Source organism: Streptomyces ipomoeae 91-03, assembly GCF_000317595.1.
Taxonomy (GTDB): domain Bacteria; phylum Actinomycetota; class Actinomycetes; order Streptomycetales; family Streptomycetaceae; genus Streptomyces; species Streptomyces ipomoeae.
This window is the reverse complement of the sequence record NZ_AEJC01000626.1, coordinates 20203-35401: the sequence shown is the minus strand read 5'-3', so window position 1 is coordinate 35401 and position 15199 is coordinate 20203. Positions and strand designations below refer to the sequence as shown.

Sequence of the window (15199 nt, the reverse complement as noted above, 5' to 3'; positions counted from 1 at the left end):
TCGCCGTTCCGAACCGGACTGGACAACAACAGCCCGAGGAGTGCTGCCGGACTGCCAGGCACCGCCATAAAGGTAGTACCGGAGACCAAAAGCGATCACCGGCACCTTTCTGGAATCGATTGTGTTCGTTCCGTTGACACCCGGCACATCCCCTCCTAATGTCACGCGAGCATTCCGATTATGGGACGAAATTTCAAACGATTGGATAGGCGGGTGCCCCGCGCATCACCGGAATCAGCACGCACGTGGCCGGAACGCCGTGATGCCGCCTGACCCACGTACAGGAGCACACCGGCACAGGGATCACGACGATCGGCGGGACCCGGGTGCCTGGACGCACCGACGCACCGACGCACCGACGCACCGATCGGCGATCCGCGTGACTCCGAGACGTCCGGGCCCCGGCCCGGACAACGTGCCGGGCGCCTGATGCGCGATGACCTCAGAGAGATCCGTCGGCTGTTCACCGCCGCTGAACCATGTGCACCAAGCCCGCCGACGACCTCGGCGGCTACGTGTGGATCCACGAGGCCGCCGCGCGGATCCTCCGCAGCTCACACCGCTGCACCTGAAGTCCGGTCGGTCCAGGGCGCCCGGGATCTACCCGTACGGCGCTCCTCTGCGGGCCCTGATCCCGGACACCGCCCGGGAACGGACACGGCACGTCCGACTCGCTCCGGACCTGCCCATCGGCTACCCGGCCCGCTCCACCGCTTTCCGCCGACTTCTGGCACGCCGCCATCCTCTCAACGACGACAAGAACAGGGAAAGATCACCATGCCCAACCGAAGAGCCGTCCTCGCCGCCATCGCCGGAGCGGCGTCCCTCGCCCTCACCATGTCCGCCTGCGGTGGCCAGGACAGCGGGGCAAGCTCCGAGGGCGGCACCATCGGCATCGCCATGCCGACTCGGGCCTCCGAGCGCTGGCTCACCGACGGCAAGAGCATCGTCCAGGAACTGAAGGACAAGGGGTACAAAACCAAGCTGGTCTATGGCGAGGACGATCCGGAAACCCAGGTCGCGCAGATCGAGAAGCTGATCAAGCAGGGTGTCGCCGCACTGATCATCGCGGCCATCGACAACAAGGCGCTGAACGGCGCCCTCCAACACGCCGCCGACGCGGACATCCCGGTGATCTCCTACGACCGGCTCATCCTCGGCACCAAGAACGTCGACTACTACGTCTCCTTCGACAACGAGCAGGTCGGCCGGCTCCAGGCCCGCTACATCATCGAAAAGCTCCGCCTGGAGCACGGCAAGGGCCCGTTCAACATCGAGCTGTTCGCCGGCTCCCCCGACGACAACAACACCAAGTACTTCTTCGACGGCGCGATGCACCTCCTGCAGCCCTACCTGGACAGCAAGCAGTTGGTCGTCCGGTCGGGCCAGACCGAGCTCGACCAGATCACCACCCTGCGCTGGGACGGGCCCACCGCGGAGAAGCGCATGAACAAGATCCTCGCCGAGTCGTACGGAACCGAGAAGGTGGACGCGATCCTGTCGCCGTACGACGGCATCTCCATCGGCGTCCTGTCCGCGCTGAAGTCGGACGGCTACGGCTCCGGCAGCAAGCCCCTGCCGGTCGTCACCGGCCAGGACGCCGAACTGGCCTCGGTGAAGTCGATCATCGCGGGTGAGCAGTCGCAGACCGTCTACAAGGACCTCCGTCAGCTCGCCGAGGCCGCCGCGAACATGGCTGACGACATCCTCAACGGCGACACGCCGCAGCTGAACAACAGGCGGGCCTACAACAACGGCGTCAAGGCCGTACCCGCCTACTTGCTTCAGCCGACCAGCGTCGACAAGGCCAACTACGAGAACGTGCTGATCGGAGGCGACTACTACACCGCCGCCGAGCTCAAGTAGCCACACGCTCATGGCAGAACCCCTCTCGCCCCGAGCGCGAGCCTGATGGCCGGCCCGCCGACTCACACGGACGCCGGCCCATGCGCGCGACTGGGGCACCCGGTCCGGCGACGGACGGCACCGCCCCCTGCTCACCGGAGCGATGAGCAGGGGCATCGGACCGTCCAGGCCGACCGGCGTGCCCTGGGGCGTGAGGCTGGGCCCATCAGCGGCCTCCGGCCGCGGGCCGCCCCTGCATCCCCGGACCACGGACACGATCCGTGCCGCCGGACGCGGCGCGAAAGCGGGAGACCAGGACATCCAAAACCGTTCGGGGTGTCCGCAGTGACCAGGTAGGGGTCCAACACTCACTCCTGCTCACTGATCAGGAACGGTGCAGCCCATGCTCCGCTGCAGGTAGTAAGGGTCGTGAAGAACGCGCTCCGTGACGCGCCCGCAACCCGCTGATCGGCTCGACCGCCGACCCCGTCACAGTCCGGCTGACGTATCCGCGGAGAGACGACCGGTACCTCCGGTGAATCCGCCGGAGGTACCGAGGGCATGGCCTTCAGCCGCCTCGACGGCCGCGAGCCCGCGCATCCGCGTTCGCCTCACCGAGCCGGAGCGCGCGTTCCTCTGCCGGGAGGCGGCGCCTCCGGCACCGCCGTGGTTCCGCTGCCTGGCACCTGGAGTTCTACGCGGGACACGCCGCCGGACTCGACGCGAACGCGCCACGAGCGCGAGAAGTGGCGCAATCCACCGGTTGCCGCGCCGGAGCCCGAGGCGCAGCCTGTGCACTGGGAGCGCTCCCATACGCAGAGCGCCCGCACCCCCCACGGCACCACCCGGAAAGCGGAAAGCAACCCCCACATCCGAAAGAAGGATCCATGACTTGTCAGGATCATGACATACGGGCCCGCTTACGCCCAACGCTCCTTCTCGGCGTCCTCACCGCCGTGCTTCTCTGCCTGATCCCCTGGAGCGGTACCGCCGTCGCCCACGGCTCGGTCATCGACCCGGCATCCCGCAACTACGGCTGCTGGCTGCGCTGGGGCAACGACTTCCAGAACCCGGCCATGGCACAGCAGGACCCCATGTGCTGGCAGGCCTGGCAGGACAACCCCAACGCCATGTGGAACTGGAACGGCCTGTACCGCAACGGCTCCGCCGGCAACTTCCAGGCCGTCATCCCCGACGGGCAACTGTGCAGCGGCGGTCACACCGAGGGTGGCCGCTACAACTCCCTGGACACCGCGGGTCCGTGGAAGACGACGGACATCTCCGGCAACTTCACCGTGAAGCTGTACGACCAGGCCAGCCATGGCGCGGACTACTTCCTGGTCTACGTCACGCGGCAGGGTTACGACCCCACCACCCAGCCGCTGAAGTGGAGCGACCTCCAACTGGTCGCCCGCACCGGCAGGTACGCGCCCAGCCAGAACTACTCGATCCCCGTGAGCACTTCGGGGTACAGCGGCCGACACGTCGTCTACACGATCTGGCAGGCCTCGCACATGGACCAGACCTACTTCCTGTGCAGTGACGTGAACTTCCGCTGACACACCCGGCCGAACGCCCGTCGGACCCCCCGGGGTCCGACGGGTACCTCGGTCTGGCTCTGGACGCCCTGGGCCGTCGCGACGAGGCGGCCACCGCTCTGCGGCGGGCCCGCGCCGCCCACCACGCCACCCCCACCCCGGTGCCGCACAAATCCGTCCCCACCCCCAACGGCCACCACCGGAGAAGGTCACGCATTCGAGGCGAGAACTTCCGTTCCCTTTTTCGTGAGTGCGCCTGCCACCACCCAAAGACCCACTCACGCACGCCAGAACACGCTCGTGCGCCATCGATCGCCACCTGCTCACAACCCCCGGCCCCGCTCCGCCGCAACGAGACAGACCCCGCTTGCCCCGTACCGGCGGCAGACCGTCGACCGGCGGCAGGAGCCGGGTGACGCCTTTTGGGCCGAATCGGCTGGCGAGACCAGCACCATCGAGGCCCCAGGATTTCCGCATTCCGCAAGTGAATTGTTGATTCGGCTTCGTCCCCTTTCCCTTCTGTCCCTGGCGAATCTTCCGTCCTCGTAAGGAAAAGCCGGGCAAGCCGAAATTCCGTCAGGCAGTGCGTCGGTGTTTTTAGGACTTTATCTTCCGGAGATACCAAGAAATCGTTTCTCCATATCTACGATCGCAAGCTATGACCGAGACTCCACGGGACAACTCCGCCACCCGTGCGCGCTGGCAGACATGTCTCAAGCTCGCCCGCGAACTCCTCCTCGTCGGGCCGGACGACAACGACCTCAAGCTCGGCTATCTCCACACCCTGATCGACACGGGCCGCCTCGGCTCCACCCACCACCCGCGCAAGAAGATCCTCATCATCGGTGCCGGCATCACCGGCCTCGTCGCCGGCCGCCTGCTCAAGGACGCCGGCCACGACGTCACCCTCCTCGAGGCCAACGCCAACCGGGTCGGCGGACGCATCAAGACCTTCCGCACCACCAAGCACCACCAGCCCTTCGACGACGCGGCCCAGTACGCCGAGGCCGGTGCCATGCGGCTGCCCGACTTCCACCCGCTCGTCCTCGCCCTCGTCGACAAACTCGGCCTCGGCCGCCGCCAGTTCTACAACGTGGACGTGGACCCCCGTACCGGCAGCGGCCCCGACGTGCCCGTCCCCCCGGTGACGTACACCTCCTTCACCGGCCGGACCTGGACCTACGGCGACGACAGCCCGGACTTCCGGGAACCCGACAAGCGCGGCAACTCCTGGATCCGCGTCAACCGCGTCCAGGTGCGGCGTGCCGCCTACACCGCCGGTCCCGAACGGATCAACGAGGGCTTCCACCTCACCGACGACGAGGTCCGTGCCCCCGTCGTGAAGATGGTCGACGACGCGCTGGAGACCGTGCGCGACTACTACTCCGACGTCGTCGACGGAAAGCGCGTCAACAAGCCGTTCGACGAGTGGGTCGAGGGCTGGGCCCGGGTGATCCGCGACTTCGACGGCTACTCGATGGGCGGCTTCCTGCGCGACTACGCCGGGCTCAGCGACGAGGCGATCGAGGCCGTCGGAACCCTCGAGAACATGTCCTCACGGCTGCACCTGTCCTTCTTCCACAGCTTCCTGAGCCGCAGTGACATCAATCCCGGCGTCCGCTACTGGGAGATCCCCGGCGGCAGCTGGCGCCTGCCGCACGCCCTCCACCAGGGCCTGCGCGACGAGGTGCGGCTGGGCCACCGCATGATCCGCCTCGAGTACCACGACCCCAGCCGCGACACCGACCCCGAGGGCACCGGCGCCGTCGGACCCGACGGATGGGGCGTGGCCGTCCAGACCGTCTCCGAGGACGACCCGCAGGCACCGCCGCGTCTGTGGACCGCGGACCTGGCGATCGTCACCATCCCGTTCTCCGCGCTGCGCTTCGTGGAGATCGTCCCCTCGATGTCGTACAAGAAGCGCCGCGCCATCATCGAGACCCACTACGACCAGGCCACCAAGGTGCTGCTGGAGTTCAGCCACCGGTGGTGGGAGTTCACCGAGGACGACTGGCGCGACGAGCTCGAGCGCATCGCACCGGGCCTGTACGAGTACTACCGGCTGGGAGCCGAGGCGGACACCGAGGCCGTCCCCACGCTCGCCGAGCCGGACGCCGGTCTGCTGGGTGCCGCGGTCAAGGACAGCAGCGTCACCGAGGAGCTGCGGCAGATCGACAGCACCCTGCCGCTGCGCGGCCCGGCGGTCCGCCCGGCCTCCCACTGCTTCGGAGGGGGCTCCGTCACCGACAACCCCAACCGGTTCCTGTACTACCCGTCGCACCGGGTGGAGGGCGGCTCCGGCGGCGTGGTGCTCGCCTCGTACTGCTGGTCCGACGACGCCGCGCGCTGGGACTCCATGCCGGACGCGGAGCGCTACGTCTACGCCCTGCGCAACCTCCAGGCCGTGCACGGCCGCCGCATCGAGGTGTTCTTCACCGGCCGGGGCGCCACCCAGAGCTGGGCCCGCGACCCGTACGCCTTCGGCGAGGCCGCCATCTACACCGCGCACCAGATGACCAGCTTCCACCTGGACGTCTCCCGGCCCGAAGGCCCCGTGCACTTCGCCGGCGAGCACACCTCCCTCAAGCACGCCTGGATCGAGGGCGCCCTGGAGAGCGCCGTCCGTGCCGCCCTCGCCGTTCACCAGGCCCCGCCGGTCACCACCCCGGGCCCGAGCCGGCAGGAGGACCACTCGTGACCGCGATCAACCCCGAGTGCACGGTCGCCCGCTATCTCGCCCTGAGGCTGGCCGAGTTGGGCATCACCCACCTGTTCGGCGTCCCCGGCAACCACCTCGGCCCGTTCCTGACCACCCTGCGGGCCGAGGGCGACATCGAGTGGGTCGGCACCCCCACCGAGGGCGGCGCGGGCCAGGCCGCCGACGCCTACGCCCGCATCCACGGCGTAGGCGCGGCTGCCGTCACCTACAGCGTCGGCGCGTTCAACCTCCTCAACGCCTGCGGCGGCGCCTACGTCGAGCAGGTGCCGCTCGTCGCCATCAACGCCTCCCCGCCCTACGAGCAGTGGCAGAACTACCGCGCCCTCGGCCTGCTCACCTCCCACATGAGCCCCCGCCCGGAGAGCAATCTGGACGTCTACCGGCAGGTCACCGTGGACGCGCAGGTCATCTCCAACCCGGGCCTGGCTCCTGCCCAGATCGACGCCGCGCTCACCGCGTGCCTCTCCGAACGCAGGCCGGTCTACCTGGAGGTCATGGAGGACCTGTGGGACGAGCCCTGTCCCGATCCCGAGGAGCCGATCCTCCGCCGCGAACGGCCGTTCAGCGCGCGCAACCAGCTCATGCTGGACCACGCCGTGCACGCGATCCTCACCCTGGTCGAGGAGCACCCCGGTCCGGACGGCAGGCCCCGCCCGATCGTGTGGGCCGGCGAGGAGATCGACCGGTTCCGCCTCGGCGGGCAGCTCACCGACCTGGTGGAGGCCACCGGCGTGCCGTTCTGCACGACCGTCGGCGCCAAGGCCGTCGTCGACGAGGACCTGCCGCAGTTCCACGGCGTCTACAACGGTCACGCCAGCCACCCGGACGTGCACGGGATCTTCAAGGACTGGGCCACCTGCCGGATCGGGCTCGGCGCCTGGTCCACGTCGAAGAACCTCGGCGGCGAGCAGTGCGTGGGCACCGACTGGGTGATGGCGGCGAACGGCGGCGTCAGCGTCGGCACCTCCTACTTCCCCGACGTCCAGCTCGAACAGCTGCTGCCCGCCCTCCAGGACGCGCTGGTCAAGGGCTACGGCTCCGGGGGACTGGCCGCCGACTACTACGCCGAGGCCTACTCCCACCACGGAGCACCCGGCGACCGTCCCGCCGGCCTGGAGCACCACCGCGCCTCCCTGCGTATCAGCGGCTCCCGGTCCCGGCAGACCGAACGGCTCACCTACGACGGCGTGTTCGACCGGGTCAACCACTTCCTGGGCCATGAGACCCGGCAGAGCTGGACGGTCGTCTCCGACGCCGCGTTCTCCCTCATCGGCTCGATGAACCTGTCCCTGCCCGCGGGCGGGTTCCTGTCGCAGGTCAGCTGGCTGTCCATCGGCTGGTCGGTCGGCGCGGCCACCGGCGCCGCGCTCAGCCCCGAGCGCGGGCACGCCCGCCCCATGGTGTTCGTCGGCGACGGCGCCTTCCAGGAGACCTGTCAGGAGATCTCCACCCACACCAGGCTCGGGCTGCGCTCGGTGGTGTTCGTCATGGACAACGGACACTTCTACGGCATCGAGCAGATGCTGGTGCACCCGTCCTACTACGCCGAGCCGGGCTCCGCCGGCTCGGAGGGCGCGGACTTCTACAACGTCCTCCACCCATGGCACTACGACCGCCTCGCAGCCGTCTTCGCCGGCGGGAAGACCCCGGCGAACGGGGTCGGCATCGCGCACACCTCGGAGCTGGACGACCTGCTGGCCCGCCTCACCGACCCGACCGACCCGGTCAACGCCGGACCGCTCCTGGTCCGCGTCCGCCTGCACCGGCACGACTACCCGCGAGCGATGGCGTACAAGGTGCCGAAGTCGAAAGTCCCGTATCCGGAAGTCTCGTAGACGAAGGGGACAGGAAATGGCTGATCTCAACGTACTGATCGCGTTCGACGCGGAGACGATCGTCGAGCGGTATCCCAACGCGTCGAGGAACCCCGACGCGCCGACGTATGTCGATCAGAGCCTGATCTACATGACGACGCGCCACGATCACATCGTCGGCACGTCGGGGGCCGAGCTGAACCTCCGGGCCCAGCCCGGGGACAGCATCAGGTGGCGGGAGACGACGCTGTCGTTCGGCAGCTACTACAAGGCGTTGCTGTACAGGTTCGTGAGCAGCGACCGCGAACACACGCTCATCAGGACACCGGAGATCGAGGTGGTCGACGGCATCTATCCGCTGCCGAAGGAGGGGACCGAGGGCAGGCCGGAATTCGGGACGCAGAGGTACCAGGATCATTACTGGCGAGCGACCGTCAAAAGCGCCGGAAAGGTCGTGTACCACTTCTACTTCCAGATCCTGGACCGCCAACGGCAATTGAAGGGGTATTTCCAGTGGGACCCCTTCATCACCATTGAAGATTCCTGACGGCCCAGGCGAGGGCACCGGCCGCCACGGCCGCCGCCCGGCGTCGTCACTCGGCCCGAATCCGGCACGCGGCGAGTAATCGAAACGGACAGCAAAAGGCCCAGGTCTCTGACCTGGGCCTTCTCCATGGAGCGGGTGACGAGAATCGAACTCGCGCTCTCAGCTTGGGAAGCGACGGTGCTTGGGGGGTGTCGCCGATGAGCGCGGCCACCAGGGCCAGGACGGCGGTCGGCACGCACCGCACACCTACCGTGCGGAGGAGAAGCGTTCAGAGGTGGCCGTCCGCCGGCGCGGGCAGGCCCCAGAGGCTTGGGCTTCTGGGGCTCTTGCCGCAACGCGGTCGCCGTCACTCCCGCCGGACGGGCACGTTGACGTCGTCGACGTTGATGTGACCCCAGCCGCCCGTCGCCTTGTCGACGACCTCGACGTAGATCCGTTCGCCGATGTGGGCCGACAGGTCGAAGACCACGCGGCGGTACTGCTCGGTCCCTCGGCCGGTGGCCTTGGCCAGCACCTTCTGGTCGTCGGCGCGGACGACGGCCGCGTAGAGGCGGTCGGGGTCGTTGCCGCCGGAGACCAGGAGGTCGACGACGCCGTCTCCGCCGAGGGTGACGGTGACGGAACGGAGGACGCCGACCGCGTCGTCGCCGCCCGCGTTCGGGTTGAAGCCCCACAGGTGGTGGCCGGTCGGGTCGCCCTCGGTCTCGGACTGGTAGAAGGGGCCGCCCCAGCCCCAGTCGGTGCGGGTGATGACGTTGTCGTCGCTGAAGGTGGTGCCCGAGACGACGGTCCAGCCGGTGAGGTCCCCGGTGGCGAAGTCGTGGTTGGGGAGGGCGTCCACGTCCATCGGGCGCGGCGGGTCGTAGGCGGCGGGGGCGACGGGGTTGTCGTAGGCGCCGTTCATGCGCCAGACGTCCAGCGAGACGACACGGGCGGAGCCACCCCCGGCGGTCAGCCGCAGGCCGGTGGCGTCCTTCCGGGTCGGGTACACGCGGCTGGTCAGGCTGTTGGTGCCGTTGACGTACGCCTCCAGCATCGAGCGGTCGAGCAGGACCCTCAACTTCAACTGTCCGCCCTCGAGTTCCACGGCCCCGCCGTGGACGCCCTTGCGGACGTCGGGGTCGAGGCTGGAGCGGCGGCGGTCGATGGAGAAGCGGCGCTCGGTCGTGTCGTAGGAGAGCAGGGTCTGCTCGCTGCCGTCGGCGCTCGCCCGGACGGCCAGGGCGATGGTGGTGGCGTCGCGCGGTTCGATGACGGCCTCGATGTCCAGCATGTCGCCGGAGACACCGGCGAGTCGGCGGTTCGCCTCCTTCACCGACGCCTGGCGGATCTTCGCGAGTCGCCTGCCCCGCAGGCCGGCCGCCTCGGCGATCGGTTCGACTCCGAGTGTCTTGTCCTGGCGCAGTGACACGCTGACCGGCATGCCCGCGTTGTGGGCCCAACCCGACTGGGCGTGCTGCTGTTCGCTGCGCCGGTCCTGGGTGATGCTGAAGACCACGGACCGCCCGTCGGGGGTGACGAAGCCGGACGGGCCGGTGAAGTGCTCGCCGAAGTCGAACTCGCGGGGCTCTTCGTGATCGGGCACGAAGCGGCACTCGCGCTTGTCGAAGGTGCCGATCCAGTAGTACGTGTGCTTGACGGCGTTCGTGTTGAACGACTCCCACCACGGGCTGATCAGCAGGATGTGCTTGCCGGTGCGCCTGCCCCTGGGGCCGGGAAGCGGGAGGAGTACCGGCAGCTCCCACACCTCGCCGGGCTCGGGCCGGGCGGCGAGGTCGTTCCAGTGCAGCGGGCCCCGGTACTTCCAAGGGCCTTCCGGCCTGCGGGCGGTGTAGACGAGTGCGGTTCCGCCGTGCTTCCTGGTGACCTGCGAGCCGTCGTAGTCGACGATGCCGCTGCCGACGAGCTGGTACCAGACGCCGTCCTCCTCCCAGACGAACGGGTCGCGGAAGTTCTCCGCCCACGCGGTGCCGGGGCCGGCCGGGAGACCCGCGGGTGCCTCGGTGACCGGCTCGGACTTCATCGTCCAGGTGGGGAGGTCGGTGTCGCGGTCGGTGGCGTACGAGGACACGGCGAGCCCGGTGCGCTGGCGGTACGGCAGCCGGTCGTCGCCGCCGGTGAAGAAGAGCACCGGCCCCCGGTCGCCGTCGACGTACGCCGAACCCGACCAGCAGCCGTCCGGACCCATCGAGTCCCCGGCGGGGGGCGAGGGCGATGGGCAGGTCACGCCAGTGCACCATGTCGGTGCTGACCGCGTGGCCCCAGTGGATCTGGCCCCAGAAGGGGCCGAGCGGGTCGTGCTGGTAGAAGATGTGGTACTTGCCCTTGAAGTAGACGGGCGCGTGCGGCTCGTTCATCCAGTGCCAGGGCGGCAGCATGTGGAACTGGGGGCGGTGCCGGTCGCCGTCGAAGCGGGTCCGGTCCAGGGTGAGGTCGGGTTGGGGCACGCGGCGGCCGGGGAGTGCCGCGATCCGCTCGGCGTGCTCCCGCCGCGCGGTCGTGTCGTCCAGGGTGCCCGGGCGGATCACGAGGCTGTCCATCAGGCCCATGTACATGTTGGCGTGGAACTCGCCGTTCAACAGGGTGGGCCGGTTGTGACGGCCGATCAGCAGGGGTTCGGCGGAAGCCGGTTCGGGGGTCTTGTCCGGAGTGGCGGCGGTGCCGATCAGGCGGCCGTCGCGGTAGAGGCGCAGCTCGCGGGCGTCCGGGTCGTAGGTGGCCGCGATGTGGGTCCATCCGCCCTTGGCGGCCGGCTGGTCCTGGGCTCCCTTGACCTCGACCAGCTCGGTGCCGAAGCCCCAGTTGGAAGACGATCTGCCCGAAGCGGCGCAGGCCGAGCAGGAATCCGGTCCTCGCGTCCGGGTCGTGCTGGTTGACCAGGGCCTGGGGCTTGCCGTCGATGCCGTGCTCGTAGGCGTAGGGCGCGATCCACACGTCCACGGTGAGTCCGCCGGCGGGGTTGAGCCTGCCGGGGCTCTGGGCGGTGACGACGCTGGAGAGTTGACTTGCTCCTCGGGCTGAAGCCCGAGGATTCTGGCCTTCCGTTCCGTTGCTGTGCCGCTACGCGGCACGGGCTTGGGTCGGGAATCCGTGGCTTCCTGCTTCGTCGCGCTGTGCCGGGACGAGTCCTGGTCTCACCTGCGCTCCACAGGCTGTCACCGCCAGTCCGGCGGCCGTTTTGACGTTCTTCGCGGCGTTGTGGTCCCGGTCATGGACCGCACCGCAGGCGGCACAGGTCCAGGTCCGGATGTGCAAGGGCTTGGGGCCGTCCTGGGCCCCGCACCGCGAGCAGACCTGGCTGGTCGGTGTGAACCGGCCGATCTTCACCAGGGTCCGCCCGTACCGAGCCGCTTTGTATTCCAGCATGTGTACGAACTGCGACCAGCCCGCATCATGCACACTCTTCGCCAGCTTGGTGCGCGCCAGTCCTTTGACCGCCAGGTCCTCCACGGCGATCCCTTGGTTGTCGGAGATCAGCTGAGTGGAGAGCTGGTGGTGGAACTCACGGCGGGCGTCCGTCACTTGTGCGTGGGCGCGGGCGACCTTGAGTCGCGCCTTCTCGCGGTTGCTGGATCCCTTCTGTTTGCGGGACAGCTCGCGCTGGGCCTTCTTCAGCTTCTTCTCCGCGCGGCGCAGGAACCTGGGGGAGTCGATCTTCGTGCCGTCGGAGAGGACGGCGAAGTGCGTCAGCCCAAGGCCGATGCCGACTGTCCGGTCACTGGCGGGCATCCGGGCGGCGTCGGCGGCCGGGTCGGTGTCGATGACGAACGAGGCGAAGAACCTTCCGGCCGCGTCCTTGATGACGGTGACCGAGGTCGGGGTGGCGGGCAGGGTGCGGGACCACTTCACCTTCACCGGACCGATCTTCGGCAGGTTCAGCCGGCCGCTGTCGGTGAGGTGCCAGCGGGCGTTGGCGGTGAACCGGATCGACTGCCGGGCATCTTTACGGGACTTGAAGCGGGGCGGGCCGGTCTTGGGGCCCTTGCGGGTGCCCTTGAGGGAGGCGAAGAAGTTCCGGTACGCGGTCTCCGCGTCGCGCAGGGACTGCTGCAGGACGACCGCGGAGACCTCGCCCAGCCAGGACCGGGCCTCGGTCAGTTTCGCCTGGGTGATCAGCTTCTTCGACAGCTCACCGGCCTTAAGGCGTCTCCTCCCGCCGACTGCGCAAGGAGTTCCCCGACCTGGTACGCCACTACTGGCGGGCGAACAAGTTGTGGTCGGGCTCCTACTTCGCCGGGACCGTCGGCGGCGCCCCGCTCACCGTGGTCAAGCAGTACATCGAGCGGCAGAACCGCCCGGCGTGAAGCCCTGCCCGGCCCTGGTGACACTACGCGCCACCAGCCGTATCCGGCTCCGCCGGACCCGAAACCGCGACGCTCCGCGTCGCACCATCAGATTCGCTTCACCCCCGGCGTGAACGCCGGAGCACTGCGAATAAGTCCCGGTAGCCCGGACCCCAGCCGGCCGCGATGTAGGTGGCGTACTTGCCGCTGCTGAGGCCGTTGTAGAAGTCGGTGGTGGCGTACGACTGGGTGTCGACCAGCCTGTTCTTCACCAGGTCGCCCCAGTAGTCGTAGACCTTCTTGGCGCCGTCGTCGTTGAGCTTGACCCCGATGTTCGGCAGCTTGCTCGCCGAGTAGGTGTAGGGACGGGAACCGGCCTGCCACATCAGGCCCTGGCGCCAGCCGGCGGCCGTCTCGTCGCTGCCGAAGTCGGTCAGGTACACGTTGGGGTCGGCCTTGTGCAGCTTCTCCGCCTGCTTCTTGAACTCCGCCCAGGTGGTCGGGACCTTCAGCTTGTACTTCTTGAAGAGGTCCTCCCGGTACATCATCGCCATCGGGCCGCTCATCCCGCTCCCGCAGGGCCGGACGGTCACCGGGCCGGGCGTGTACACCGGGATGGCCTGCGACGGGTCCGCGGACGTCCCGCCCGGCGATCCGACCGCCGTGGACATCGCGGTCGTCGAACGCGGTGTGTGCTTCCCGCCCGAGAAGATCGCCAACGTCGAGGCGGCCGGCGGCTACGACGCCATCCTCGTCTTCAACCGCACCGGCAGCGACGCCTGCGACGTCCAGGACTGGATGGACCCCGGAACCGCCGGGACCCTCCCGACCTTCGGCATCGCCCCGCGCAGCCAGGGCTTCGCACTCTTCGACCAGCCCTACAACGACGACGACTGCCTGGCGGACACCGGCACCACCCCCCTCCCGGTCGCCATCGGCACCAAGAGCGACCGGCTCACCCTCTCCTCCGTCTTCGACGGCTGGGGCTACGCGCACCTGTACCGCAACGAGGGCGGCAAGCTCACCGAGCTGGACACCTACGCCATCGACGAGACCCACGACCCGGCGTACGCCTCCGGCTTCGGCGACCTGACCGTGCACGAGGTGGCCACGTCCGGGGTCCGCCCGGACCTGGCCTACTTCTCGTACTACGGGGGCGGCCTCCGCGTCGTGAAGATCAAGAACAACAAGCTGGTGGAGACCGGCCGCTACATCGACGAGCGCGGCAACGACTTCTGGGGCGTCCAGACCTTCCGCCACCACGGGAAGGAGTACGTGGCCGCGTCCGACTGCGACTTCGGGCTGTACCTCTTCCAGTACACCGGCCGCTGAGCCCACCCGCTGCGCGACGCTGTCGCCCAGGCCCCTCGGACCCGCCTCAGGGCATGGAATACGCCCAGGTCACACGGAGTCGGAGCACAGCGTCGCGCAAGGTGCGGACCGGTTCCCCCACAGACACCCAGGATCGTGACGCACGTCACACCAAAAGGATGCGACGAGCACTCCCGCGTCATGGGCGCCCGACATGTCCCGCACCCCGAATCTGACCTGCGACTCATCAACTCGGCTTTTTATATGGCGAGTTGAGAAAGGGCGGCGCTCACAGGGCATTCACCGCGCACTCGGCTCCTCACTAAGGGTTGTCCCGTAACTGCTGGTCACGGGTGAGATGATCTTGGTGTGGCTGGTGTGATCACGGCGTCGGAGCCGTCTTGGATAGCCCCGTTCACCGGGCTGAGTCCGCGTCAGTTCAGCAAGCTGATCACCGCCTTGCGGCGGGAGGGCGCGGATCCGGTCCGTAAGGGCCGGCCCTGGAGCCTGCCGCTGGAGGACCGGGTCCTGCTGGTCGCCGCGTACTGGCGCACGAACCTCACCCTGCGCCAGCTCGCCCTGTTGTTCGGGGTATCGAAGTCGGCGGCCGACCGCATTGTCGACCGCCTCGGGCCGTCGCTCGCGCTCCAGCAGCGCAAACGGTTCCGCAAGGACACCGTGCTGATCGCGGACGGAACCCTGGTGCCGACCCGCGACCACAGCATCGCCGAGCAGTCGAAGAACTACCGGTACTCCACCAACCACCAGGTCGTCATCGACGCCGACACCCGGCTCGTCGTCGCCGTCGGCCGGCCACTGCCGGGCAACCGCGACGATTGCAAGGCGTGGGAACTGTCCGGCGCAAAGGACGCCGTCGGAAAGACGACCGTGATCGCGGACGGCGGCTACCGGGGCACCGGCCTGGTCATCCCGCACCGCCGCGAACGCGGCCAGGCCGAACTCCCGGCCTGGCAGGAAGAGCACAACGCCTCCCACCGCAAGGTCCGCGCCCGCGTCGAGCACGTATTCGCCCGGATGAAGAGCTGGAAGATCCTGCGCGACTGCCGCCTGAAAGGCGACGGCGTCCACCACGCCATGCTCGGTATCGCCCGCCTGCACAACCTCACCCTCGCCGAGTGACG

9 protein-coding genes and 3 pseudogenes are annotated in these 15199 nt (G+C 68.6%); 8 read left to right on the top strand and 4 right to left on the bottom strand.

What is annotated here, in order from left to right; translation table 11 throughout:
- Positions 1 to 777: 777 nt before the first annotated feature.
- From chvE to STRIP9103_RS40710, 5 genes are all read left to right on the top strand, one after another.
- On the top strand, positions 778 to 1866 hold the full coding sequence (chvE, locus tag STRIP9103_RS40730) for a multiple monosaccharide ABC transporter substrate-binding protein (RefSeq protein WP_009338473.1): 1089 nt from the start codon (positions 778 to 780) through the stop codon (positions 1864 to 1866).
- 866 nt (positions 1867 to 2732) lie between these two features.
- Positions 2733 to 3404, top strand: a complete 672-nt coding sequence (locus tag STRIP9103_RS40725; protein ID WP_048821913.1) for a lytic polysaccharide monooxygenase auxiliary activity family 9 protein — start codon at positions 2733 to 2735, stop codon at positions 3402 to 3404.
- 637 nt (positions 3405 to 4041) lie between these two features.
- On the top strand, positions 4042 to 6081 hold the full coding sequence (locus STRIP9103_RS40720) for a flavin monoamine oxidase family protein (protein ID WP_009338455.1): 2040 nt from the start codon (positions 4042 to 4044) through the stop codon (positions 6079 to 6081).
- Entirely contained in the window at positions 6078 to 7937 is a 1860-nt protein-coding gene (locus STRIP9103_RS40715; protein WP_009338421.1) for a thiamine pyrophosphate-binding protein, read from the top strand. The genes STRIP9103_RS40720 and STRIP9103_RS40715 overlap by 4 nt, the downstream gene beginning before the upstream one ends.
- A 16-nt stretch (positions 7938 to 7953) precedes the next feature.
- Positions 7954 to 8463, top strand: a complete 510-nt coding sequence (locus STRIP9103_RS40710) for an inclusion body family protein (protein WP_009338447.1) — start codon at positions 7954 to 7956, stop codon at positions 8461 to 8463.
- 346 nt (positions 8464 to 8809) lie between these two features.
- Here the strand turns inward: STRIP9103_RS40710 and STRIP9103_RS40705 are convergent, their stop codons facing one another.
- The 3 genes and pseudogenes from STRIP9103_RS40705 to STRIP9103_RS40695 form a co-directional block, all read right to left on the bottom strand.
- Positions 8810 to 10690 (bottom strand): glycoside hydrolase family 32 protein, encoded by a 1881-nt coding sequence (locus STRIP9103_RS40705; RefSeq protein WP_009338468.1) that lies wholly within the window; start codon positions 10688 to 10690, stop codon positions 8810 to 8812.
- A 16-nt stretch (positions 10691 to 10706) separates the two neighbouring features.
- Positions 10707 to 11534 (bottom strand): annotated as a pseudogene (locus tag STRIP9103_RS53675) (LamG-like jellyroll fold domain-containing protein); the annotation flags it as partial.
- Positions 11524 to 12603 (bottom strand): annotated as a pseudogene (locus STRIP9103_RS40695) (RNA-guided endonuclease InsQ/TnpB family protein); the annotation flags it as partial. The pseudogenes STRIP9103_RS40695 and STRIP9103_RS53675, both read right to left, overlap by 11 nt.
- Positions 12604 to 12608: 5 nt before the next feature.
- On the opposite strand from STRIP9103_RS40695, the pseudogene STRIP9103_RS40690 reads away from it, so the two are divergent.
- Positions 12609 to 12767 (top strand): annotated as a pseudogene (locus STRIP9103_RS40690) (IS200/IS605 family transposase); the annotation flags it as partial.
- A gap of 98 nt (positions 12768 to 12865) precedes the next feature.
- Here the strand turns inward: STRIP9103_RS40690 and STRIP9103_RS40685 are convergent.
- Positions 12866 to 13300: an extracellular solute-binding protein gene (locus STRIP9103_RS40685; RefSeq protein WP_048821911.1), complete on the bottom strand. Its 435-nt coding sequence runs from the start codon at positions 13298 to 13300 to the stop codon at positions 12866 to 12868.
- Here STRIP9103_RS40685 and STRIP9103_RS40680 point away from each other — a divergent pair.
- Positions 13269 to 14078 (top strand): PA domain-containing protein, encoded by an 810-nt coding sequence (locus tag STRIP9103_RS40680; protein WP_048821910.1) that lies wholly within the window; start codon positions 13269 to 13271, stop codon positions 14076 to 14078. The two genes, STRIP9103_RS40685 and STRIP9103_RS40680, sit on opposite strands and share 32 nt — an antisense overlap.
- 348 nt (positions 14079 to 14426) lie before the next feature.
- Complete coding sequence (locus STRIP9103_RS40675) at positions 14427 to 15197, top strand: IS5/IS1182 family transposase (protein ID WP_009307918.1); 771 nt, start codon at positions 14427 to 14429, stop codon at positions 15195 to 15197.
- Positions 15198 to 15199: the final 2 nt, after the last annotated feature.

Excerpts from the sequence above, each read along its gene's own strand:
- chvE (WP_009338473.1), top strand. The coding sequence starts at position 778 with ATGCCCAACCGAAGAGCCGTCCTCGCCGCCATCGCCGGAGCGGCGTCC.
- STRIP9103_RS40725 (WP_048821913.1), top strand. The coding sequence starts at position 2,733 with ATGACTTGTCAGGATCATGACATACGGGCCCGCTTACGCCCAACGCTC.
- STRIP9103_RS40720 (WP_009338455.1), top strand. The coding sequence starts at position 4,042 with ATGACCGAGACTCCACGGGACAACTCCGCCACCCGTGCGCGCTGGCAG.
- STRIP9103_RS40710 (WP_009338447.1), top strand. The coding sequence starts at position 7,954 with ATGGCTGATCTCAACGTACTGATCGCGTTCGACGCGGAGACGATCGTC.
- STRIP9103_RS40685 (WP_048821911.1), bottom strand. The coding sequence starts at position 13,300 with ATGGCGATGATGTACCGGGAGGACCTCTTCAAGAAGTACAAGCTGAAG.